The sequence below is a fragment of the Rheinheimera muenzenbergensis genome (assembly GCF_036984005.1).
Lineage (GTDB): Bacteria > Pseudomonadota > Gammaproteobacteria > Enterobacterales > Alteromonadaceae > Alishewanella > Alishewanella muenzenbergensis.
Map to the genome: position 1 here is coordinate 81845 of NZ_JALAAR010000016.1, position 22232 is coordinate 104076.

Annotated in this window: 20 protein-coding genes; 7 read left to right on the plus strand and 13 right to left on the minus strand. The window is 52.9% G+C overall.

From position 1 onward, the window contains the following. The first annotated feature begins 24 nt into the window (after positions 1-24). The 5 genes from MN202_RS16605 to MN202_RS16625 are packed head-to-tail and all read left to right on the plus strand — an operon-like array spanning position 25 to position 3458. Positions 25-1515, plus strand: coding sequence for an RNA polymerase factor sigma-54 (locus MN202_RS16605; protein ID WP_335737258.1), 1491 nt, complete (start codon positions 25-27; stop codon positions 1513-1515). A gap of 26 nt (positions 1516-1541) precedes the next feature. Beyond that, a complete protein-coding gene (gene hpf / locus MN202_RS16610) occupies positions 1542-1829 on the plus strand; it encodes a ribosome hibernation promoting factor (protein ID WP_335737259.1) in 288 nt (95 codons plus the stop codon). A gap of 7 nt (positions 1830-1836) precedes the next feature. Continuing rightward, on the plus strand, positions 1837-2310 hold the full coding sequence (gene ptsN / locus MN202_RS16615) for a PTS IIA-like nitrogen regulatory protein PtsN (RefSeq protein WP_335737260.1): 474 nt from the start codon (positions 1837-1839) through the stop codon (positions 2308-2310). Further along, positions 2307-3167 (plus strand): RNase adapter RapZ, encoded by an 861-nt coding sequence (rapZ, locus tag MN202_RS16620; protein ID WP_335737261.1) that lies wholly within the window; start codon positions 2307-2309, stop codon positions 3165-3167. The genes ptsN and rapZ overlap by 4 nt, the downstream gene beginning before the upstream one ends. A 6-nt stretch (positions 3168-3173) precedes the next feature. Continuing rightward, positions 3174-3458, plus strand: coding sequence for an HPr family phosphocarrier protein (locus tag MN202_RS16625; protein WP_335737262.1), 285 nt, complete (start codon positions 3174-3176; stop codon positions 3456-3458). Here MN202_RS16625 and MN202_RS16630 read toward each other — a convergent pair. Genes MN202_RS16630 through MN202_RS16655 form a run of 6 tightly spaced genes read right to left on the minus strand, consistent with a single transcriptional unit; the run spans position 3450 to position 9292 of the window. Then, the gene (locus MN202_RS16630) at positions 3450-3818 is read right to left on the minus strand and encodes a Na+/H+ antiporter subunit G (protein WP_335737263.1); all 369 of its coding nucleotides are present in this window, start codon (positions 3816-3818) and stop codon (positions 3450-3452) included. The genes MN202_RS16625 and MN202_RS16630 overlap by 9 nt on opposite strands. 9 nt (positions 3819-3827) lie before the next feature. Then, positions 3828-4097: a K+/H+ antiporter subunit F gene (locus MN202_RS16635; protein WP_335737264.1), complete on the minus strand. Its 270-nt coding sequence runs from the start codon at positions 4095-4097 to the stop codon at positions 3828-3830. Then, a complete protein-coding gene (locus MN202_RS16640; protein WP_335737265.1) occupies positions 4091-4627 on the minus strand; it encodes a Na+/H+ antiporter subunit E in 537 nt (178 codons plus the stop codon). Before MN202_RS16640 ends, MN202_RS16635 begins: the two co-directional genes overlap by 7 nt. Continuing rightward, positions 4624-6144 carry a monovalent cation/H+ antiporter subunit D gene (locus tag MN202_RS16645; protein ID WP_335737266.1) on the minus strand — a complete coding sequence of 507 codons (1521 nt, stop codon included), beginning with the start codon at positions 6142-6144 and terminating at the stop codon, positions 4624-4626. The genes MN202_RS16640 and MN202_RS16645 overlap by 4 nt, the downstream gene beginning before the upstream one ends. Continuing rightward, positions 6144-6497 carry a Na+/H+ antiporter subunit C gene (locus tag MN202_RS16650; RefSeq protein WP_335737267.1) on the minus strand — a complete coding sequence of 118 codons (354 nt, stop codon included), beginning with the start codon at positions 6495-6497 and terminating at the stop codon, positions 6144-6146. The genes MN202_RS16645 and MN202_RS16650 overlap by 1 nt, the downstream gene beginning before the upstream one ends. After that, on the minus strand, positions 6497-9292 hold the full coding sequence (locus MN202_RS16655; RefSeq protein WP_335737268.1) for a monovalent cation/H+ antiporter subunit A: 2796 nt from the start codon (positions 9290-9292) through the stop codon (positions 6497-6499). The genes MN202_RS16650 and MN202_RS16655 overlap by 1 nt, the downstream gene beginning before the upstream one ends. 337 nt (positions 9293-9629) lie before the next feature. Here MN202_RS16655 and MN202_RS16660 point away from each other — a divergent pair, with 337 nt between their 5' ends. Then, complete coding sequence (locus MN202_RS16660; protein WP_335737269.1) at positions 9630-11009, plus strand: class II fumarate hydratase; 1380 nt, start codon at positions 9630-9632, stop codon at positions 11007-11009. A gap of 2 nt (positions 11010-11011) precedes the next feature. Here MN202_RS16660 and MN202_RS16665 read toward each other — a convergent pair whose 3' ends face one another. Genes MN202_RS16665 through agaR form a run of 7 tightly spaced genes read right to left on the minus strand, consistent with a single transcriptional unit; the run spans position 11012 to position 19067 of the window. Next, positions 11012-12325 carry a sugar MFS transporter gene (locus tag MN202_RS16665; protein ID WP_335737270.1) on the minus strand — a complete coding sequence of 438 codons (1314 nt, stop codon included), beginning with the start codon at positions 12323-12325 and terminating at the stop codon, positions 11012-11014. Positions 12326-12357: 32 nt separating this feature from the next. Next, a complete protein-coding gene (nagA, locus tag MN202_RS16670; RefSeq protein ID WP_335737271.1) occupies positions 12358-13497 on the minus strand; it encodes an N-acetylglucosamine-6-phosphate deacetylase in 1140 nt (379 codons plus the stop codon). After that, positions 13487-14416 carry an ROK family protein gene (locus MN202_RS16675; protein ID WP_335737272.1) on the minus strand — a complete coding sequence of 310 codons (930 nt, stop codon included), beginning with the start codon at positions 14414-14416 and terminating at the stop codon, positions 13487-13489. Before MN202_RS16675 ends, nagA begins: the two co-directional genes overlap by 11 nt. Before the next feature lie 3 nt (positions 14417-14419). Beyond that, positions 14420-15571, minus strand: coding sequence for an SIS domain-containing protein (locus MN202_RS16680; RefSeq protein WP_335737273.1), 1152 nt, complete (start codon positions 15569-15571; stop codon positions 14420-14422). Next, on the minus strand, positions 15558-16889 hold the full coding sequence (locus MN202_RS16685) for a class II D-tagatose-bisphosphate aldolase, non-catalytic subunit (protein WP_335737274.1): 1332 nt from the start codon (positions 16887-16889) through the stop codon (positions 15558-15560). Before MN202_RS16685 ends, MN202_RS16680 begins: the two co-directional genes overlap by 14 nt. Positions 16890-16898: 9 nt before the next feature. Further along, positions 16899-18269 (minus strand): Gfo/Idh/MocA family oxidoreductase, encoded by a 1371-nt coding sequence (locus MN202_RS16690; RefSeq protein WP_335737275.1) that lies wholly within the window; start codon positions 18267-18269, stop codon positions 16899-16901. 12 nt (positions 18270-18281) lie between these two features. Next, entirely contained in the window at positions 18282-19067 is a 786-nt protein-coding gene (gene agaR, locus MN202_RS16695; RefSeq protein ID WP_335737276.1) for a transcriptional repressor AgaR, read from the minus strand. A 330-nt stretch (positions 19068-19397) separates the two neighbouring features. Here agaR and MN202_RS16700 point away from each other — a divergent pair, with 330 nt between their 5' ends. Then, on the plus strand, positions 19398-22202 hold the full coding sequence (locus MN202_RS16700) for a TonB-dependent receptor (protein WP_335737277.1): 2805 nt from the start codon (positions 19398-19400) through the stop codon (positions 22200-22202). Positions 22203-22232 lie beyond the last annotated feature (30 nt).

Genomic DNA, 22232 nt, shown 5'->3' on the forward strand with positions numbered 1-22232 from the left:
AAATCAGGAGCACAGTAGAAGTAGATGAAGCCCTCTTTGCAACTTCGCTTAGGACAGCAACTTACTATGACACCCCAGCTGCAGCAGGCAATCCGCCTGTTACAGTTGTCGACCATAGAATTGCAACAGGAAATTCAGGAAGCGCTGGATGCGAACCCTTTGCTGGAAGCTGAAGATGAGTACGACAGCTTTGATGCTGAACCAGCGAGCGCCGCAGAATTACAGCACGACACTACGGACAACCAGGCTGACAGTCGCTCTGATGATCAAGCCGAGCCGGCAGAGCCCGATACCAGTGAATCGATGTCTGAGCAGAATATCAGCGAAGATCTGCCGCTGGACAACAACTGGGATGATTTAGTCAGTGCAGCGCCAGTCAGCGCCGGTAATGCAGCCGGCGATGACGATAGCCTGTATCAGGGCGAAACCAGTGAAACCCTGCGTGACTATCTGCGTTGGCAGATGCAGCTGACACCTTTTTCAGAAACCGACCGCGCTATTGCAGAAATTATTATTGAAGCGATAGATGACAATGGTCTGCTTACCATCAGCTGCGAGGAAATTCTTGAATCACTGGGCCTGGTTGATGTTGAAGCTGACGAAGTAGAAGCCGTCATCAAACGCATCCAACTGTTTGATCCGGTAGGCGTTGGTGCCCGCTCTGTGCAGGAGTGCCTGTTAGTACAATTACGCCAGTTTAGCCCTGACACGCCATTTTTAGCTGCCGCGCAAAGCCTGATCCGCGATCACACAGAACTTTTAGCTAACCGCGACTTTCGTTCTTTAATGCGGGTGACTAAACTGAAAGAGGATGAGCTGAAAGAAGTGATGCGGCTTATTCATTCACTGAATCCGCGCCCCGGCGCTGATGTGATCCGGGAAGAGCAGCAGTACGTGATCCCAGATGTCAGCGTAATGAAAGTAAAAGGCCGCTGGCAGGTCGAGTTAAACCCGGACGCCATGCCCAAAGTGCGGATAAACCAACAATATGCGGCAATGTCACGCACGGCTAAAAGCAGTGCTGACAGCCAGTTTATCCGTTCTCATTTGCAGGAGGCAAAATGGTTTTTAAAGAGTCTGGAGAGCCGCAACGAAACCCTGTTAAAAGTAACCAACTGCATCGTGCAACAGCAGCAAGCTTTTTTTGAACATGGTGAAGAGGCCATGAAACCTATGGTGCTGAATGACGTAGCCGAGATGGTTGGCATGCATGAATCAACCATTTCCAGGGTAACAACGCAAAAATATATGCATACACCCAGGGGTATTTTTGAACTTAAGTTCTTTTTTTCCAGTCACGTTAGTACAGAAAGTGGTGGCGAATGCTCGTCTACCGCAATAAGGGCCTTTATCAAGAAATTAGTGGCGGCGGAGAATCCGGCCAAACCGCTCAGTGACAGCAAAATGGCCGACATTCTGCTGGAGCAAGGTATCAACGTAGCGCGGCGTACTATTGCCAAGTACCGCGAATCCCTGTTTATACCGCCGTCAAATCAACGCAAGACCTTGCTGTAAATAAGCCTAAAAGAAGGAATATGTCTATGCAAATCAATCTTACCGGTCGCCATGTTGAAATTACCACAGCCTTAAGAGAATACGTTGACAGCAAATTTGCCAAACTGGAACGGCATTTCGATCATATAAATAATGTACATGTGATCCTAAACGTGGAAAAATTAAAGCAGATTGCTGAGGCCAAGCTGCATTTGAATGGCGGCGAAGTATTTGCAGTCTCTGAAGATGAAAATATGTATGCTGCGATTGACCAGCTGATTGATAAACTGGATCGCCAGGTAATCAAGCATAAAGAGAAAATTTCCCGACACTGATTTGGCCATGATGAATTTAAGCTCAATGCTTGCCGAGAACTGCACTAAAAGTGCAGTTCTTTTTAACAGCAAAAAACGCATACTGGAATATATAGCCGAACTGGCGCACCAGCAATTACCTGATATTGCCGAGTACAGCATATTAGAGGCCTTGACGACCCGCGAAAAGCTGGGGTCAACCGGGATCGGTGGCGGTATCGCTATACCGCACGGCAAGCTGAAAAATGTAACCGAGCCGAAACTGGTATTTGTTGTCAGTAAAGAAACTATTCCGTTTGACGCTATCGACAACCAGCCGGTGGATATCTTCTGCGCTATTTTAATTCCGGAACAGCAGTGTCAGGCGCACCTGAGTACGTTGGCCGCTATTGCCCGGCTACTTAGCCAGAAAGAGTTGACCAAAAAAATCCGCCACGCCGAAACTAACCAGCAGTTATACCAATTACTACTGGATTACAGCACTATGGACAGCAGCACATGAAATTACTGGTAGTCAGTGGTCGCTCCGGCTCCGGCAAATCTGTTGCCTTAAGGGTAATGGAAGACCTCGGCTACTACTGTGTTGACAATATTCCGGTCAACTTGCTGCCGACTCTGGCTACCACCGTGATGGGGCAGTATGAGCGTGTCGCCGTAAGCATTGATGTGCGTAACCTGCCACAAGATCCTGATGAACTGGCCGAAATTCTGTCTTATCTGCCACGCAAACTTGAGCTGACAATATTATATCTGGACGCCGATCACGCCAGTTTAATTAAACGCTTTAGCGAAACCCGGCGTCTGCATCCGCTGTCACACCAGGCTATGTCACTGGACGAAGCCATATCGCGCGAGCAACAACTACTGGACCCCATCTCCAGCCGCGCAGATCTGTATATCGACACCACAGATTTAAACGTGCACCAACTGGCCGAGCAGCTGCGCGAACGCATCCTGGGCCAAAAAAGCGGCCGGCTGGTGATATTATTCGAATCTTTTGGCTTTAAATATGGCATCCCCAAAGATGCCGACTTTGTGTTTGACGCCCGCTTTTTACCTAACCCACACTGGGAACCGGATTTAAAACCGCTTAGTGGCCTGGACCAACCGGTAAAAGACTATCTGGCCGCACAGCCGGTAGTTGCCAAATACATTTGGCATATCAACAGCTTTATCAGCAGCTGGTTACCGCATTTGGAGCGCAATAACCGCAGTTACCTGACTATCGCCATCGGCTGCACCGGTGGCCAGCACCGCTCTGTCTATATGGTTGAGAGCCTGGCCGAGAGTTACCGCAATACACGTGAAGACGTGCAGCTGCGCCACCGCGAGCTGGCCCGGCATCATCAAAAGAGCTAACTCAGCATGAAATACTGCACTGATGTAACCATCGTCAACCAGCTGGGATTACATGCCCGGGCAGCAACGAAACTGGCACAGCTGTGTCAGCAGTTTAACGCCCGCATTGAATTGCATCAGGAAGGTAAAACCGCAGACGCCAGCAGTGTTTTGGCGCTGTTAATGCTGGCAAGCAGCAAAGGTAAAACGCTGCAAGTTATTACTGAGGGCGACGATGGCGAGCAGGCTCTGCAAGCCGTCGCTACACTGATCCGCAACGGCTTTGACGAAGAGCAGCCGCAGTCAGGGTAACGGTTCCGGCCTGGCCTGTTTGCGCTTGTCAGCAGCTATATTGTCCCGGCCAAGGGTTTTATCAATGCTTTTCAGCTTATGATGCAAGGCAGTTTTTATCAGCATATGCGCGCTTATGGGTGCCGTGATCAGTAAGAAAATAGTAATCAATAGCTCATGCACACTGACGCCACCGCTTAAACTAAAATAGAAAATTGACCCCAGCAGTATGCCACCCATACCCAGCGTGGTAGCTTTAGTCGGGCCATGCAGGCGCATAAAAAAATCCGGCATCCGGGTTAAGCCAATAGAACCTATCAGCACAAAGCTGCCACCCAACAACAGAAAAAACGCTACCGCCCACTCAATCCAATGCTGCATCTTAGCCTCCTACTCGATAATATCGCCGCGTAACAAAAACTTACACACAGCTACGGTACTGACAAAGCCCAACATCGCGATCAGCAAAGCCGCTTCAAAATACAAGGGCGACCCCATCAACAGGCCGTATAAAATAATCAGCGCTATGCTGTTAATGTACATGGTATCCAGCGCCAAAATACGATCCGGCAGGCTGGGGCCGCGCAGCAGTCGCCACAGGTTTAGCAGCAAGGCGATACTGATCATCACAAATACCGCCATTATCACCTTATCTAGCATTGGAATATCTCCTTCAGCGGCGCCTCATAACGCTGTTTAATTGAATTAATCAACTCAGCCTCGTCAGTCAGATTCAATACATGGATCAGCAACCAGCGTTGCGGCATCGGTTCGCCTTCAGCCAGGCTTTCCAATGCCGGATACACCTCCGCACTTACCGTGCCCGGTGTCATCGATACGGTGCTGGCCAGAATAGTTATGGGTAATTCATGGTTTAAATCGAGTGGCACCCGGACAAAGGCAGGGTTAAGCCGGCGCTTTGGCCCCAGGATCAACACTGCCACCTGCGCATTAGCGGTAATGATGTCGCCAAACACCCGCAAAATGTAGCGCAGTGCCAGTACCGGCCGCTCAATCAGCGGTTGCGGATCACGAAAGCGCAACGTCAGTAACGGTATAACTACCGCCAACAGAGCACCAAAAAACAGATGTACCGCTTCTACGCTTTGGTTCAACAATAACCAAACCACAAACAGCAAAACACTGCGATAAGGTGTCGGTAACCAGCGAAACTTTGGCGTTAGTCTCATGGTGCACTCCCTGTGTTAGCTGGCGCAATAATAAGGTTCACCGCCGAGCTGACATCATGCAGCTGCACTGCCGCCTGTTGTGCCAGCTCTGTTAACGGGCCGGCAAAAATAACCAGTAACGGGCTGGCTGCCAGTAGCCAGCACACGGCAAATATTTGCAACGGCTCGGCCTTTTCTGTGCCGCAATCATTACCACTTACCCGCCAGAACAAACTACTGCCGGCACGGGATAAGCCCACTATAACCATCAGACTGCTAAGCAACACCAGACTCCAAATCCACATTTGTTGCAAAGGTTGCTGTACAGCTTGCAGCAACATCAGCTTGCCGATAAAGCCAGACATAGGCGGCAGGCCTGCCACACTCAGTGCAGCCAGCATAAACATCACACCCAGTAACACCGGTTGCGCGACACGCCGTCCTGATACCAGCCGGTCGGCCGCTTTACCGCGCTGACTGGCTATCAGGTCGGCCACTAAAAACAAGGCGCCGGTAACCAGCGTAGAGTGCACAGTGTAATACAGTGCCGCCGCCGCAGACTGCGGGGTATTAAGTGCTACCAGCGCGACCAGAGTACCGACCGATACCAGCACCAGATTGGCAACTAAACGGCGAAAATCCGGGCTGGCCAGCACACCAACAGCACCCAGCGCTATCGTCGCCAGGCCGGCTATCAATAGCCAGTTATCGGCAATACCGCTGAGCTCACCGGCTGTATCACCAAAAATCGTGGTATAAACCCGCAGTAGCGCGTATACGCCAATTTTTGTCATCACCGCAAACAATGCCGCCACGGGTGCCGACGCCGAGGCATAGGTCGCCGGCAACCAGAATTGCAGCGGTAATACCGCCGCTTTTAAGGCAAACACTATCATTAACATTAGGCCGCCGGATTTCACCAGCATCAGGTCCTGCTCTGGCAAGGCCGCCACTTTCAGCGCCATATCCGCTATATTCAGCGTACCTAAGGTGCCGTACAGTACTGCCAGCGCAAACAAAAAGATGGCTGAACCAGTCAGATTTAACACTACATAATGCACAGCAGCTTTAGTTTTGTTTTTACCGCCGGCATGAATTAACAGGGCGTATGACGCTATCAGCAGTACTTCAAAAAACACAAACAGGTTAAATAAATCACCGGTTAAGAAGGCACCGTTAATGCCCATCAACTGAAACTGAAATAACGGGTGAAAGAACGAGCCTTTTTCGTCCTCACCGGCGCTACCGTAACAAATCGCCCCCAACGCCAGAAAAGACGTTAAGCACACCAGTACCACCGACAATGTATCAGCGACCAGAATAATGCCAAACGGGGCCTGCCAGTTACCTATGGCATAGTGCAATAAGCCTTGTTGCTGCACCTGCATTAACAGCACCACCGCCAGAACGAGCTGAATAGCGCTGGATATCATGCTGATCCAGCGCCGGCGCATTGGCGAATAGTGTACCGGCGGTAACATTATTATGATGGCCGTTAGCATCGGCAGCAGTATTGGTGCCGTAATAAGATGCCACATCAACGACTCTCCTTCTTAAAGCTGTCTGCATCGGGTAGCTTACCGTCGACATGATCATTGCCCAGATCGGCCCTTGCCCGGATAGCCAAAATCACCAGAAACGCCGTCATGGCAAAACCAATTACAATGGCGGTTAACACCAGCGCTTGAGGCAAAGGGTCAGCATAATGCTCACTGGTGCCCAGCACGGCAGCACCGCGCAGCGTTAAACGGCCCGAGGTAAAAATAAATAAATTTACCGCATAAGACAGCATCGTCAGCCCCAGCATTACCGGAAAGGTGCGGCCTCGCAACATCAGAAAAATGCCGCACGCGGTCAGAAAACCAATACAACAGGCAACCAGCGTTTCCATTAAATCGTCTCCTTATGTACCGGCCGGTGCGAGGTGGTCATCTTACCCAGACTCGCCAGGATCAGTAACGTCGAGCCCACTACTGTGACATAAACCCCCAAATCAAAGGCTATAGCACTGGCCAGCTCAAGCTTGCCCAGCACGGGCACATCAAAATAGTCGAACCAGGAGGTTAAAAACGGCCGGTTAAACAGCCAGCTGGCGGCGCCGGTTAGCAGAGCGATTAACAAGCCAACCGCGACAACCCGCTGATATTCAACATTCATCCGCGCTTTCACCCAATCTACGCCCTGGGCAATATATTGCAAAATAATGGCGACCGCGGTAACCAGGCCGGCAATAAAACCACCTCCGGGTAAATTGTGGCCTCGGAAAAAGATATATATTGATACCATCACAGCCAGTGGCAGCAGGCTTTGCGACACGGTAGACAGTAATAAAGAATGCCGCTCCAGTGCCCAGGGCCGGCCATCGCCGTCACTGCTGGGTTTAAACAGCGGGATCCGCGTCAGCAATTTAAAGATCCCCAACGAGGCAATACCCAGTACGGTAATTTCGCCTAGCGTATCAAAGCCACGGAAATCGACCAGGATCACGTTCACCACATTAGTACCGCCGCCTCCGGTTTTGGCATTGGCGATAAAGAAATCCGAAATCGAACTTAACGGCCGGGTCATCAGGGCATAGCTCAGGCTGCCAATCACCACGCCAACCATGCCGGCTATGCTGACATCACGCACCACACGTGACGCTTCAGATTGCTTTGGCGTTTTATGCGGCAGAAAAAACAGCGCCAGCATCAACAAAATAATGGTAACCACTTCGACCGACAGCTGGGTAAGCGCCAGATCCGGCGCGGAAAAGCGGGTAAAGGCAATAGAAACCATCAGCCCTACTACTGAGATCATTAACAAGGCAACCACGCGTTTGCGGTGCCAAACCACAGTGGCAAAAGCTGCGATCAGCAGCATTAGCGCCCCGGTAACGTTAACCGCATCAAGTGGCAATTCTTCTCTACCGCCCCATAACACCGCAAGATTAGTCAGCGGCGTACCGGCAAGTATCACAAAGCTCAGCAATACCAGGGTCATATAACGCTGCAAAGAGCCGTTATCAATAAAACCGTATAACCTGGCGCAACGGGCGGCAAACTGCTTTACCAGCCGCTCAAAGCTGTTTAGCGCATCCATTTCCGGCAAGGTATTCTGGAAGTCAAACAAGTGTTTACGGTTGACATAAATCAAGGTGCCGCCGGCCAGCGCCAGCACACTCATTAGCAATGGCAGGTTTAAACCGTGCCAGATTGACAGGCTGTACTCTGGCACTTCACCAGCCAATACCGCCAGCGAGGCAGCATGCAATAAATCGCCTATCAGATAGCCAGGGAAAATACCCACCAGAATACACAGCGCCACCAGCACCTCTACCGGCACCCGCATATAGCGCGGCGGTTCATGCGGTGTCTTGGTCAGGCCTTTTGGCTGGCCATTAAAAAATACATCATGAATAAAGCGCATCGAATACGCGACAGAAAACACTGCCGCCACCGTTGCCAGCACCGGTATTACCCAGGATATCGAACCAAGCAGATGCTGGTGCAGCGTTTCGGCAAAAAACATTTCTTTGGATAAGAAGCCGTTGAGCAACGGCACCCCGGCCATTGCCGCCGCGGCCACCATCGCCAGCGTAGCGGTGATCGGCATAAACTGCCACAAACCATTCAGTTTGCGCATATCGCGCGAGCCCGACTCATGGTCAATAATGCCGGCGGCCATAAATAATGATGCTTTAAAGGTAGCGTGGTTAATAATATGAAACACGCCGGCTACCGCAGCCAAATCAGTGCCCATACCAAACAGCAAGGTAATCAGGCCCAAATGGCTAATGGTGGAATATGCCAGCAAGCCTTTTAAGTCGTGTTTAAACAGCGCCAGATAGGCGCCAATTAGTAAGGTTGCCAGGCCGGTGACACTGACCAGCACAAACCAGAGTTCGGTGCCGGACAACGCCGGATAAAACCGCGCCAGCAAAAAGATGCCGGCTTTTACCATGGTTGCCGAATGTAAGTAAGCACTTACCGGCGTAGGCGCTGCCATCGCATTTGGTAGCCAGAAATGAAACGGAAACTGCGCCGACTTGGTAAAACAGCCAAGCAAAAACAGCACTAACAACAGCGGATACAAGCTGTGCTGTTGGATCAGCTCTGCACTGGCCAGCACCTGGTCCAGCTCATAACTGCCGACAATTTGCCCGGTCAGCAAAAATGCTGCCAGCAACGCCAAACCACCGGCACCGGTAACGGTCAGAGCCATCCGCGCACCGCGACGGGCTTCGCTTTTGTGCCACCAGAAACTGATCAGCAAAAACGAGCTGACACTGGTCAGCTCCCAAAACAGCCAAAGCTGCAGCAAATTGCCGGACAACACTATGCCCAGCATCGCGGTCATAAACAGCATCAGATAGGCATAAAAACGCGCCATCGAATCGCGCTCAGACAGGTAATAACGGGCGTACAGAATAATCAGCAGGCCAATGCCGAGGATCAGAAGCGCAAATAAAAAGGCCAGGCCATCAATGCGGATATGTAACTGCAACCCCAGCACCGGGGCCCATTGCCGGACAAACTGCAGCGTTTCGCCTGCCAGTAACGCCGACGAGTGATACATTAACAACATCAGGGCAAAGGCCGGCGGTAAAGCCGTAGCCAGTGCGCAGGCGCTGCGGTTCCATTTGGCCGTCAGCAGCGGAACCAGAGTTCCTAACAGCGGCAGAAGTAATATCCACAGAAGTGTCATAGCTGTCGCGTTTCCTTTTTAAAAAAGCAGACTGATTATATTACAGCCCCTTTGCTACTACCTATTTAAGTTATTGATATCCATGGGCAGTTAGCTAAGCATAGATGAAATCCAGCTGTTGTAACACAGAAGGGCAAAAATTCAGTTTGTCGCTGTTCATTGCCGCTAGTTATACCGTTATCCGCTGAAAAAGTCTATTGATGCCGGCAGTGCCAAGCCTTGAGCTGCCTTATTTTCAGCCTGTTTAACCGCAGTTTTGTCGCACTGCTGCGCTGGTAATTTGGCCATAAAGCACATACAACTAATAACAGGCTTTGGCAAAATCACAGGGGCCAGTATGAACTACAGAACCGAACGCGACAGCATGGGCGAATTGCAGGTACCGGCACAGGCGCTGTATCAGGCGCAAACTCAACGCGCCGTGCAAAATTTTCAGCTAAGTGGCCAGACGCTGCCGGCAGATTTTATCCGCGCACTGTTACATATAAAAAAAGCCGCTGCGGCCGCTAACCTGCAATTGGGTTTACTGGAAGCAGATATCAGTCAGGCTATCGCTCAGGCTGCCGATGCCCAGTTGGCCAGCACCGATATGCAACAATACCCATTGGATATTTTTCAAACCGGCTCGGGTACCAGTAGCAATATGAATGTCAATGAAGTACTGGCGACCCTTGCCAGTCGCCAGCTTGGCCACAGTGTGCACCCGAATGACCATGTTAATCTGGGGCAAAGCAGTAACGATACGATCCCCAGCGCTATCCATGTCAGTGCGGCTATCGCATTGCAGCAGCAATTATTGCCGGCACTGCAGCATTTACAACGCATACTGCAAAGCAAAAACCAGCAAATTGGCCATATTGTTAAAACCGGCCGCACTCATTTAATGGATGCCATGCCAGTCAGTTTTGGCCAGGTGCTGGCTGGCTGGCAGGCCCAGCTCGCACAAGCTGAACAACATATACAACAGCAACAGCGGCAATTGCTGGCACTGGCGCAAGGCGGTACAGCGGTCGGCAGTGGCATTAATGCCGATCCGGGCTTTGCCGCGGCGTTTTGCCGGCAGCTGAGCGATAACACCGGCCTGGCATTTCGCCCGGCAGACAATTTCTTCAGCGCTATCGGCTCGCAAGACACGGCGGTTGCTACTTCAGGTGCACTGAAAACCCTGGCGGTCAGCCTGATGAAAATAACTAGTGATTTACGCTGGATGAACTCAGGTCCGCTGGCTGGCCTGGGTGAAATAGAGCTGCCGGCATTGCAACCCGGCTCGTCTATTATGCCGGGCAAAGTCAACCCGGTGATCCCGGAAGCGCTGGCGATGATTTGCGCTCAGGTGATCGGTAACGACAGCAGCATTACGCTGGCCGGCCAGTCGGGTAACTTTGAGCTGAATGTGATGCTGCCGCTGATTGCCAATAATTTACTGCAGAGTATTGCATTACTCGCCAATGGCTGCACGGCGCTGGCCGATCAGGCCATCAGCGGCTTTACGGTGCGGCAAGATAACATCAGCAAAGCCCTGGCACGCAATCCAATCCTGGTTACCGCACTTAACCCGCTGATTGGCTACGCCAAGGCCGCCGAGATCGCCAAGCAGGCTTATCAGCAACAGCGGCCGGTGCTGGAGGTGGCACTGGAACACACCCACTACAGCCGCGCTGAGCTTGAGCAGCTGCTGGACCCGGCGCGCCTGACACAGGGTGGCAACGCCGGTTAGCACTACCGCTGGATCTTGTGGCCTTTGACGGCGTAAAACAAAATCATGCCATAGCACGGCAGCAGCAACCAATAGGCATGCTGGCTGTCGCCGCTTTCGGCCAGCCAGCCGTACAACAGCGGTAACACGGCACCACCGGCAATACCCATAATCAGCAACGCGGACGCGGTAGCCGTAAGCCGCCCCAGCCCCTGCAGCGCCAGCGGCCAGACCGCCGGCCACACCAGCGCATTAGCCAGCCCCAGTAACGCCAGATAAAACACCGGGTCCGGCACTGCCGGCGCCCCTGTCCAGCCAATAACAATTTGCGACAGCTGCAGGCTGTCTGCCGGGCTTAGCAGCACGCCGCAGGTAAAGCCGATACCGCTCAGTGCAGATAACAGCAAGGCTTGTTGCTGCGTCAGCCAGCGCGGGATCAGCAGTATGCCCAGCACATAGCCCAGCACCATAAAGGCCATGGTATAGGACGTCAGGCTGCCAAAATGACTGACACCCAGCCCTTGGCCAAATAAGCCGATGGTGTCGCCGGCAATCACTTCGACACCGACATAACAAAATAACGTCAGCATACCCAGCATCACCTGCGGATAACGCAGTACTGCACGCCAGTTACTGCTTACTTCAGTCTGCGCTTCCAGTTGCAGTTCAGGCAGTGGCGACCACCAGACAAAGGCCATCAACCCCAGCAACACAGCCGTCATCAGCAAATAAGGCGTAATCAGCCGCTGCGATAACTCTGTCAGCATCAGCTGTAATTCGTCGCTGCTAAGCCGCGCCAGTGCTTCATTGCTGTATGCGTCCATACCGGTCAGGATCCAGGCACTGAACAACAGCGGCACAATAAAGCCGGCCCCTTTGTTAACAATGCCCATACAGCTGATACGCATAGCGGCACTTTCGCGCGGGCCAATGCAGACAATGTAAGGGTTAGTGGCGGTTTGCAGTATCGTCAGCCCGGTGCCCAGCACAAATAACGCCAGTAAAAACAGGCTGAACTGCGTCGTTAACGCCGCCGGTACAAATAACACCGCACCGGCACTCATCACTGCCAGGCCAATCACCATACTGTTTTTATAGCCAAAGCGCGTCAGCAAAGACGACATTGGCAGCGCCATAACAAAATAGGCAATGTAAAACACAAAGGCGACCAGCAATGCCTGAAACTCATTGAGCTGACAGGCTATTTTTAAAAACGGGATCAAGGCACCGTTTAGCCAGGTGACAAAACCAAAGACAAAAAACAAAATGCCAATCAGCAGCATAGGCAATAAGCTACTGCGCTCAGGTAGCGCTTGTTCCGATAGACGTTCTGACATCAGTGTTCCCCGTTTATGTTGCGCTGTTGCGCTTATTGTAAGTGGCCGGCTATCCAGCAGGCCTGTACTGTACCGTCGTCATTTAACCAGACCAAATCGGCGTTAAAGCCTTCGGCAATAGCACCGCGCAGCGCCGAGTGGCCAATAAAAGCCGCCGGCGTGCTGCTGGCCATTTGCACTGCGACAGCCAGGCCGGCACCCAGTTCACTGGCGGCATAGTGCACCGCACTGGCCATATCCAGCACAGAACCCGCCAATGAGCCCTGGGCATTGGTCAGTTTCATACCGCTGCGCCGCACAACGCCATCAAAAAAAGCAAACTCGTGCTCGTCGGTGCCCACCGGTGACATCGCATCGGTTACCAGCATTAACCGCGTTGCGCCTTTGGCATTAAGCGCTATGCGCGCCGCCAGCGGGTGCAGATGCTCGCCGTCTAAAATAATGCCACAGTAAGCGCGGCTGTCGGCCAGCGCACACCCCACCATGCCCGGCTCGCGCGACGTTAACGCCGACATACCGTTATATAAATGGGTAAAGCCGCTGGCGCCGGCATCCAACGCCGCCATAACAATGTCTGCCGTCGCATTGGAATGGCCCAGACTAACCAGTACACCACTTTGCACCAGCTGAGTGATCTGCGACGGGCTGATACATTCCGGCGCTACCGTCAGCAGCCGTACGCCCAGATCGGTGCGCTGATACAATGCCAGTTCAGCGTCAGTCAGCGCGCGTAAATACTGCGGCGGATGGCAACCACGTTTTGGCGTGGATAAATGCGGCCCTTCAAAATGAATGCCGATAATTCCGGGCACTGCCTGCTGTATTGCCTGCGCCACAGCACCGGCAGCGCGGCGCATCACCTCAATATCATCGGTAATCACCGTCGGCAGCATGGCAGTAGTGCCAAAGCGGGCATGTGCCTGCATCATTTGCTGCAATGCCGCCAGCGTCGGCTGCTGATTAAACAACACACCGCCACCACCATTGACCTGGGTATCAATAAAGCCCGGCAGCAGCACACCGCTAGTCAGACGCTGCAGCGGCACGCCTGGCGGTGGCTGATCGCTGATTTTGCGGATAATGCCATCTTGCAGCAGCAGATATTTATGTTGTTGTAATTCGCCATGCAGCAGCACGGTAGCAGCGTACAGACACAAAGCTTCAGCTGACATATTGTTGTCCTGTAAATAAGGCCCGGCCCAGCAGCGCCGCACCGCGTACGCCACTGCCAGCACCAAATTCTGCCCGGGCAAACTGCGGTAAAGCGGCACCGTGGAATAAATGCTGCGCTGTGGCATCGGGTAATGCCTGCAGCAGCTCGGGAATATCTGACAAACCGCCCCCCAGCACGATAATATCCGGGTCTAAGGTTAAAATCTGCGCCGCCATCACACTACCCAGCGCGCTGATATAACAGGCAAAGGTAGCGAGCGCCGCCGGCTCTGCCTGGCGGTACGCGGCCAGCCATTGATAGGTATCCACTTGGGGCTGGCCACTAAAATGCTGATATAACCTGGCCAGGCCGCTACCGGAGACATAAGGCTCGGCACAACCGATCAGGCCGCAGCCACAGCGGAACAACGGCAAAGCAAACTGCTGCACTACTGCAGCCGCCAGCCCCTGATGGCCAAATTCGCCGGCCAGCATAGACGCGCCCTGATACAGCTGGCCATCCAGACAAAAACCTCCACCGGCACCGGTACCAACAATAGCGCCGAATACCCGCCGCCGGCCTTTACCTGCCCCCAGCAGCGCCTCAGACAAGGCAAAACAGCGACAGTCATTGCCAATGGCGACCGGGCGCTGCAACCGCTGTGTCAGCGCCGCCGCCACCGGCTGATTAGTCAGGCAAGGCACATTACTGGATAACACCGTGCCATCAGAGCGGATCACCCCCGGTAAGGCGATGCCTACCGTGCCTCCATTGCCGTACAACTGATCGGCCTGCTCAACCTGCGCCACCACTGTCTGCAAAAAGCCGGCATAGTCGTTGGTTGGCGTTGCCAGCCGCCAGCTTTGCAGCGGCTGCATGTCAGCAGCAAATACCGTCAGCGCGATTTTGGTGCCACCTATATCCAAGCCGTAATGCATCAGTTACTCCGTAAAAGGATACAGCCTGACACCCTGCACCACACGGTTTACCTGGCCGCCGGGGCAAGGGTTATCCGGTGATACGTTCAGTTGCAACGCTTTGTAAAACGCCAGCGCCTGACACCAGAGTACAAAGGGTAAGCCCAGCCAGACATCGGCCAGTGCCGTGCCCGCCGCCAGCTGTTGCTGCGCCAGCACATCTATCGCCAGCGCCTGGTTATCCTGTTGCAGTTCACGCAGTAAATCCAGATCGTACTGCTGGCTGTAGCGGTCTGACGACTGCAATAACAAAATTTGCGTGCTGCTGCTTACCAGTGATTTCGGGCCATGGCGAAACCCCAGCGGCGTCTCAAAGCTGCTCAGCACCTGGCCGGCTGTCAGTTCCAGATATTTTAGTGCCGCTTCCTGCGCTATGGCTTTGAGCGGGCCGGCCCCTAAAAACACCATCCGCTGGCAAGGCTGTAAAGCCTGGGCGCGGATCTGATCAAGCCGTGTATCCAGGATCTGCTGCGCCAGTGCGATACTGCCGTTCAGTGCCTGTTGCTCGGGTGCAAACGTCAGTAGCGTCGCCAGATACATGCAGCTGAAACTGCTGGTCATGGCAAAGCTTTGGTCATGCGCCGCATCCGGCATTAAATACAGCAGGCTGTTGGCTGGGTGCTGCTGCGCATATTGCGCCAATTGGCCTTGCGCATTGCAGCTGATCAGCAGATGCCGGCAGTCTGGTAACAACTGGTCAGCCAGCTGCACCGCTGCAACACTTTCCGGGCTATTGCCCGACCGGCCGTAAGACACCAGCAAGGTTGGCTGCTTACTGCCTAAGTACAGCTGCGGATGACTGACGATATCAGTGGTGCTTATTGCTTCTGCCCGTTGCCCGGCCAGCGGCAGTTGTTGCTGAATATGCGCTGCCAGCGCCTCACCAATGTAAGCCGAGGTGCCGGCGCCGGTAAAAATAATACGTAGCTGCGGCTGGGCCAGCAGTGGAGCCAGCCAGTTGGCTAGCTCAGTTGCAAAACTGCGGTGTTGCTGCGCCAGTTGTTGCCATAGGCGTGGCTGCTGGCAAATTTCGCGCGCCGTCCAGGTAGCACCAGCGCGATCTAATTGCGCCGGGTCGGCTAATAGCTGTGCATCCGGCAAATCAGTGGCTAACATCAGCGTCAGCTCCTTGTGTCTTAGTCATGCCACAGGCATTGGCGTAATGCGCCAGCACCTGGTCTATTTTATCCAGCAATAAGGCTTCGCCATTATTGTCCAGCTTGCCACGTAACACTGCCTGATACTGCAGCGGCAGATACTGGCTGAGTAACGGCAGTGGTAACGGCCGGTTTAAATTGCTTAGTAAGCGGCTAACCGCCTGTTGCAATGCAGTTTGTGGCCAGTAATAACGAATACGATCACTAAAGCTGTACAGCAGCTGCCAGCCCTGCTCGGTACTGTCAGTATAAAAGCTCTGCCAATAACCGGGTTGCTGCTGCATCAGCGCAGTGCACTGTGCCGCTAAACCAGAGCACTCAGCCGCCGGCAACAGCAGGCTTTCAATATGTGCCAGGGCCAGCAGTGCTTCGCGCAGCGCAAAGGTCAGTTGCGGCCCGACCTTTAAAATAGCAAAGTGGCCGCTCACTAAGCCGGTATAGCCTTCCGGTAACTGATAATCGGTAGAATGCGCCTCAAATACCAGTTGTGGCTGCTGTGCAATATAACCGCTTAGCGCTGCTGCAGCATCGGCGTTAAATAACTGCAGCTTGCTGTTATCAAATTCCACCCCCGGCTGTACCACCAGCGCCAGCACTTTTTGCCAGACGTCATCTGCCAGACCGGCGGCTAAAAACGCCTGGCGGTGGCTTAGTAACGTCTGCTCAACCGCCGCCACCGGCGTCAGCGCTAAATCGTGTTCCAGCTCGGTTACACCGCCAGGGGCCGGCACTTCAGTGCCAATGACATAACACAGTTGTTGCCCCGGCGCACAATGTTGCTCGGCTACCTGACACAGCCGCGCCGCGCGCGCCGCAATCAGCTCATCGCTTAGCTGTGCCGGGTCGTCCGCGCAGCGCATACTGGTATCAAGATGAATTTTACAAAAGCCGGCCTGCACATAGGCCGCAATCAGTTGTTCGGCCTGCGCCATGGCCGCCGCACTGCTTTGTTTACACCACACTACCGGGCCCAAATGGTCGCCGCCGAAAATCAGCTGCTGCGCACTGACGCCTTCAGCTTCAGCCAATTCCGACACATAGCGGATAAAGTCTGCCGGTTGCATGCCGGTATAACCACCATACTGGTTAACCTGGTTCGCAGTGGCTTCAACTAACAATAGTGATTTATCTGTGCGCGCCCGGCGCAGGGCTGCTTTTAGCACCAGCGGCTGGGCCGAACACACCGAATAAATGCCCCGCTGCGCCCCGGCTTTGTTGGCCTGTAGCACAGCGCGCAGCGCTGACACGGCCGCAGCAGATGAATTTAACACCGACACAGCGCCTCCTTAACCCACTATGCCCAGTGGTTTGCCGGTTTGCCAGGCGCCACGGGTAAAATCAGGGAAATCTTTCGCATTACTGCGATCGGCTACCGACGCTACCGATAGCGGCAGTACCGCAGACCAGGCTGCACCGTCGTATACATCCTGATCCAGTGGCTCGGCGTTGCGCAGACAATAAATCATCCGCCAGCACATTAAAAAATCCATGCCACCATGGCCGCCGTTTGTTTCAGCTTCTTTACCCATGCGTAACCATAACGGGTGGTCATATTTTGCGTACCACTTGGTCATATCCTCGTCCCAGTGGTGATAATTACCACTGCCGCCCTGCTCCAGCGCGATACGATTAGGGAAACCGGCAAACACGCCATTGGTGCCCTGGATCAGATTGTGCCGGCTGTACGGCCGTGGTGTCGTCGTGTCATGCTGGATCATAATGCTGCGGCCCTGCAGCGTTTTAATAATGCTGGTATTGATATCGCCATGTATATATTTCAGCTGGTTGCGCGGATGATCAGCGGCAAATTCACGCTTAGCATAGGCTTGCCGGCCCAGCGCCGGCGAACTGACCGAAGTTAAATAGTCAAAGCGGTCACCACGGTTAATATTCATATACTGTGCAACCGGCCCCAGACCATGGGTCGGGTACATATTACCGTTCAGTTTGGTATGAAAATGCGTACGCCAGGACCCGGTTTTACGCTCGGTTTCTTTCATCTGCCAGCGTAATTCGTGAATATAGGCAGCCTCACCGTGCAGCAGTTCGCCAAACAGGCCCTGGCGCACCATATTCAGCACCATCAATTCATCGCGGCCGTAGTTGACGTTTTCCATCATCATGCAATTGCGTTGCGTGGCTTCAGCGGTATCAACCAGATCCCACATTTCTTCCAACGTCAGTGCCATCGGCACTTCAACAAAGGCGTGTTTACCGGCCAGCATGGCATCTTTTGCCATTGGGTGGTGCCACTGCCAGGGGGTAGCAATAACGACGATATCAACATCATCGCGGCTTAACAGCTCACGGTAGCCGTATTCACCCTTGTTGTAATACGCCGGGGTGTCGCGGCCATAACGGCTAACAATGTCTTTAGCGCGTTTTAGTACTTTAGCGTCCGGATCACAAATAGCCGTAATGCGGGTACCGGCAATTTTACTGAAATGATGCACAAAACCTGAGCCGCGCTCACCAACACCTATCAGGCCTACTCTTACCTCGTGCATTGGCGGCACCACCAACCCCATCACCGACTTACCCTTTGCCTTGGGTATAAAACCGGTACCAGCCCCGTTACTGGCGCAAGACGCCAGCGCCCCCAGGGCTGCTGTGGCCATTGATGCTTTTAAAAATGAACGACGATTTAAGCCTGACATACCAATCCCCTGTTACAAGTTTGTTTTATCTATCAGGTGTAATTGCACACCCTGTTTGGTTAATTCTTCGGCATAGTGCTCTGGTATACCGCTGTCGGTTACCAGCGTGTGGATCGCCCGGCTGGCACAAATCACATGAAAGGCCTGCTGCTCAAATTTGGACGAATCTGTTACCACAATGATCTCGTTGGCTATTTCACACATCAGCCGGTTTAAACTGGCTTCTTTCTCAAAATGGGTGGTTAAACCGGCGCGTAAATCAAAGCCGTCTACCCCCAACACCAACTTGTTAAAGTTGTAATCACGCAAACTTTTCTCTGCCACGCTGCCATAAAATGACATCGATTTTTTCCGCAGCAGGCCGCCGGTTAACATCACTTCGACGTCTTCAGACTGCGCCAGCTCCATGGCGATATTCAGGCCATTGGTCATGACTATCAGATCGCGACGCTGGCTTAAATTGGCTGCTACCTGCTGGGTGGTGGTGCCCGAATCCAGGATCACTCTGTCGCCATCATGAATAAGCGCTGCCACCGCCTGACCCAACTGCTGCTTTAAGGCCGAGTAACAATGCCGTTTTTCTTTCAGTGACAGCTCGCGGCTTAGCTCACTGTTAATCAGCGCACCACCGCGGGAGCGCACCAGCAGTTTTTTCTGATCCAGCACCGCTAAATCACTGCGAATGGTGACCTCCGACACCGCAAAATGCTGCGCCAGTTGCTTTACCGCCACCTTGCCCTGTTGTTGCGTCAGCCGGACAATTTCCTGCTGCCGTTCAATGGTATTTAACATGTCCATGCAATTTTCCGTCAGTTTGCTTTCACTGTGCCGAACATACCATGTGGCTTTAGCTTTCAAAAGCTTTCGAAACCAGTATTCGCTCTACCCCAGGGCAGCCAGCCCTGCTAACACAGGCTGTTCGTCGCTTTCGCCTGGCTGACATCACTTTCACTTTACCTTAGCATGCCGCATTTCGAAAATAAATAAAAGTTTTTTTGCACTTCGTTGTTGATCATTGTCTAATTTTAGCGCTATAAGTAAATACAAGAAAGCAATTAACCCTTCATTTGCTTTCGATGAAAAATAAAAAATGGCAATAGCCGTACTAACAGCAATAGCGGGGGAACAATGAACAGCATCACAGCAAAACCAGCCATACTCAGCCTGGCCATCAGCCTGGCACTTAGCGCTCAGGTCAGCGCCGAGCAGCAAAGCGACACCAGCACTGAACAGGAAGTTGAGTACATCCAGGTATCAGGCATCCGCAGCAGCATTAAAGAATCGTTATTTCAAAAACAAAACGCCACCAGTGTGGTTGATCTGGTGGTGGCGGACGATATAGGTAAGTTTCCGGATGAAAATCTGGCCGAAGCACTGCAGCGTATTCCCGGCATTACCATTACCCGTAATGGCGGCGAGGGCCAAAATATACTGGTGCGCGGTTTAGGTGGCGGCTATAACGTTACCACGCTGAATGGCCGTAAACTGGCGTCTGAATTTGCCGGCCGCGATTTTAACTTCGACACCATCGCTTCTGAGCTGGTAAACGTACTTAAGGTATATAAATCTCCGCAAGCCCAGCTGCCGGAAGGCGGCATTGGCGCCGTTATTGATATTGAAACCCGCAAACCGCTGCAGCTGGACGGCCGCACTATAGCGGCCTCGGTCAAGGGCATTTATGAATCCCGCACTGAAGACGTACACCCGCATGCGTCGCTGATTATCGGTGATAAAACGGCAGACAGCAGCTTTGGTGCGCTGTTCTCTGCCGTTTATTCACGTAAAACCCTGCGTGCCGATACCTATTCTGCATCCGGTTTTTTTGACGAAGATGAAGGCTGGGGTGTCGACAGCGCCGGCGTGCCGGTAGATCACAACAACAACGGCGTAATTGATGACAATGAAACCTTTGCCTCTAAGATCCCAAGCTATATGTATTTTGCCAATGCGCAGGATATCCGCGAACGCTTAGGCGCTACCCTGGCACTGCAATGGCGCCCGACCGACAAGCTGGATTTAAATTTTGATGCCTTGTATTCGCGCTACAACACCGACGGTAACCGTTATCAAATAGGCTTTGTTAATTACGATGAAGACTGGACACCCGGCACGCCCTTGTTTAGCGACGCCGAGTTTGACGACTTAAACCGGGTCATAAAAATGCGCCAGACCGGCGAAAATACCATGGTAGAACTGCTGAATATCAGCAGCCCGCGTAAAACCGATACCTATCAGCTGGGGTTTAATGCGCTGTATCAGCTAACCCCGCAGTGGTCAGTTACACTGGATGCTGCTTTGTCGGAAGCGAAAAACCAAAACGCCGGCGATAACCGTTTTATTGTCGCCCGTGGCTTTGTCGATGCTATCGATATCGATTACAGCACAGGCCATATGCTGCCTGATGTGACGATAAGCCCCGGCCTGACGGCAGAGCAGGATTACGGCGCGCACTACAGTTATAACTCCGGTACCGGCGTCGATGACAAAATCACCGATTTGAAGCTGCTAACCAATTATGTGCCACTGGCGGGTATCGTCAGTAAAATTGATGCCGGCCTGCACTATGTTAAACAAACAAAAAGCCAGAGCCAGTTTGCCTCAGCCAACCCCAGCCAGTTTAGCCGCGGTGGTTTTTACCTGACGCGCGACGGCTATAGTTTCGATAACAGCAGTGTGTTTAGCAAAGGCGAGTTTGAACTGTTTAAAATTCCGGCCGATGTATTTGTACCGGCCAATTTTGATAACTTTCTTGACGGTGAAAACAGCACATCGCCGGCGCCCTGGCCCAGTTTTGATTACGACAAACTGCTGGCCTATTACCGCAGCCTGAACGCCGAAGCCGCCGATAAAAGCATCGTCGCAGTACAAAACCGCGCCGGCAGCTATCAGGTTGCAGAAGAAGTCAGCACCGCCTTTATTGAGCTAACCATAGAGCAGGAGATGTTTGGCCTGCCGTATATGTTGAATTTTGGCCTGCGCGCCAGCCAAACCGATGTTACCTCCAGTGGCTTTGGCTACGATTTAAGCAAAGTAACACTGGACAGTGAAGGCCAACCGGTTAACAACGACTGGCGTCAGGTATTGCCGGTCAGCTACAGCGACAGCTACCGCAATGTGCTGCCCAGTGTGAACTTTAAACTTAACCTGGCTGATAACTTACTACTGCGCCTTTCTGCTGCCGACGTTCTCAGCCGGCCGGCGCTGTATTATCTCCGCTCCTGGGCCGCGCCTAACTTTACCAGCCGTGAGCAGGGCTTACCAACACTGGCAATGGGCAACCCCGGCGTGAAGCCGGAAGAAGCGAGGCAGGCTGATTTAACTCTGGAGTGGTATTACGGTGACAGCAGCGCCTTAAGCGGCGGTATCTTTGTAAAAGATATCAAGTCATTTGTCACTGAGGGTAAATATGCCGCCAATGTGGCCGGTACCCAGTATCTGGTCACCACCTCGGTAAATGGCGACTATGGCGCCAGCGTAACGGGTTATGAAATGGCCTGGCAACAATCGTTGCAGGACTGGTTACCCGAGCCGTTTAACGGTCTGGGTTTTCAGCTTAACTATACCTATGTTGACAGCAGCTATGATGAGCCGGCGTTAAAAGCCAAAGATCTGCCGTTTCAGGGCATGTCCGAAAACTCCTACAACGCCGTGTTGTATTACGAGCAATATGGCGTGCAGGCCCGGTTAGCCTATAACTGGCGCTCTAAGTTTGTCACCAACCCGGAAGACTGGGGCGGCGCATCCTGGATAGCCGACTACGGCCAGTTAGATGCCAGTTTCAGCTACGACATTATGCCCAAACTCAGCCTGTTTGTTGAAGCCACCAACCTAACCAACAGCCGCTACTGGGGTTATGTTAAACGCGAAGATCAGGTGAACTATCTGGAGCGGTTTGGCACTCAGCTGGCGCTGGGCATACGCGGTAGCTTCTAACTTAGGCAACCCCGCCACTTGAACCATCAG

Bases quoted from the DNA above. Each gene is read 5' to 3' on its own strand.
- MN202_RS16655 (WP_335737268.1), bottom strand. From the start codon at position 9,292: ATGACACTTCTGTGGATATTACTTCTGCCGCTGTTAGGAACTCTGGTT.
- MN202_RS16700 (WP_335737277.1), top strand. From the start codon at position 19,398: ATGAACAGCATCACAGCAAAACCAGCCATACTCAGCCTGGCCATCAGC.
- ptsN (WP_335737260.1), top strand. From the start codon at position 1,837: ATGATGAATTTAAGCTCAATGCTTGCCGAGAACTGCACTAAAAGTGCA.
- MN202_RS16625 (WP_335737262.1), top strand. From the start codon at position 3,174: ATGAAATACTGCACTGATGTAACCATCGTCAACCAGCTGGGATTACAT.
- MN202_RS16680 (WP_335737273.1), bottom strand. From the start codon at position 15,571: ATGTTAGCCACTGATTTGCCGGATGCACAGCTATTAGCCGACCCGGCG.
- agaR (WP_335737276.1), bottom strand. From the start codon at position 19,067: ATGGACATGTTAAATACCATTGAACGGCAGCAGGAAATTGTCCGGCTG.
- MN202_RS16665 (WP_335737270.1), bottom strand. From the start codon at position 12,325: ATGTCAGAACGTCTATCGGAACAAGCGCTACCTGAGCGCAGTAGCTTA.
- MN202_RS16690 (WP_335737275.1), bottom strand. From the start codon at position 18,269: ATGTCAGGCTTAAATCGTCGTTCATTTTTAAAAGCATCAATGGCCACA.
- MN202_RS16635 (WP_335737264.1), bottom strand. From the start codon at position 4,097: ATGCTAGATAAGGTGATAATGGCGGTATTTGTGATGATCAGTATCGCC.
- hpf (WP_335737259.1), top strand. From the start codon at position 1,542: ATGCAAATCAATCTTACCGGTCGCCATGTTGAAATTACCACAGCCTTA.
- nagA (WP_335737271.1), bottom strand. From the start codon at position 13,497: ATGTCAGCTGAAGCTTTGTGTCTGTACGCTGCTACCGTGCTGCTGCAT.
- MN202_RS16605 (WP_335737258.1), top strand. From the start codon at position 25: ATGAAGCCCTCTTTGCAACTTCGCTTAGGACAGCAACTTACTATGACA.
- MN202_RS16640 (WP_335737265.1), bottom strand. From the start codon at position 4,627: ATGAGACTAACGCCAAAGTTTCGCTGGTTACCGACACCTTATCGCAGT.
- MN202_RS16645 (WP_335737266.1), bottom strand. From the start codon at position 6,144: ATGTGGCATCTTATTACGGCACCAATACTGCTGCCGATGCTAACGGCC.
- MN202_RS16660 (WP_335737269.1), top strand. From the start codon at position 9,630: ATGAACTACAGAACCGAACGCGACAGCATGGGCGAATTGCAGGTACCG.
- MN202_RS16650 (WP_335737267.1), bottom strand. From the start codon at position 6,497: ATGGAAACGCTGGTTGCCTGTTGTATTGGTTTTCTGACCGCGTGCGGC.
- rapZ (WP_335737261.1), top strand. From the start codon at position 2,307: ATGAAATTACTGGTAGTCAGTGGTCGCTCCGGCTCCGGCAAATCTGTT.
- MN202_RS16630 (WP_335737263.1), bottom strand. From the start codon at position 3,818: ATGCAGCATTGGATTGAGTGGGCGGTAGCGTTTTTTCTGTTGTTGGGT.
- MN202_RS16675 (WP_335737272.1), bottom strand. From the start codon at position 14,416: ATGCATTACGGCTTGGATATAGGTGGCACCAAAATCGCGCTGACGGTA.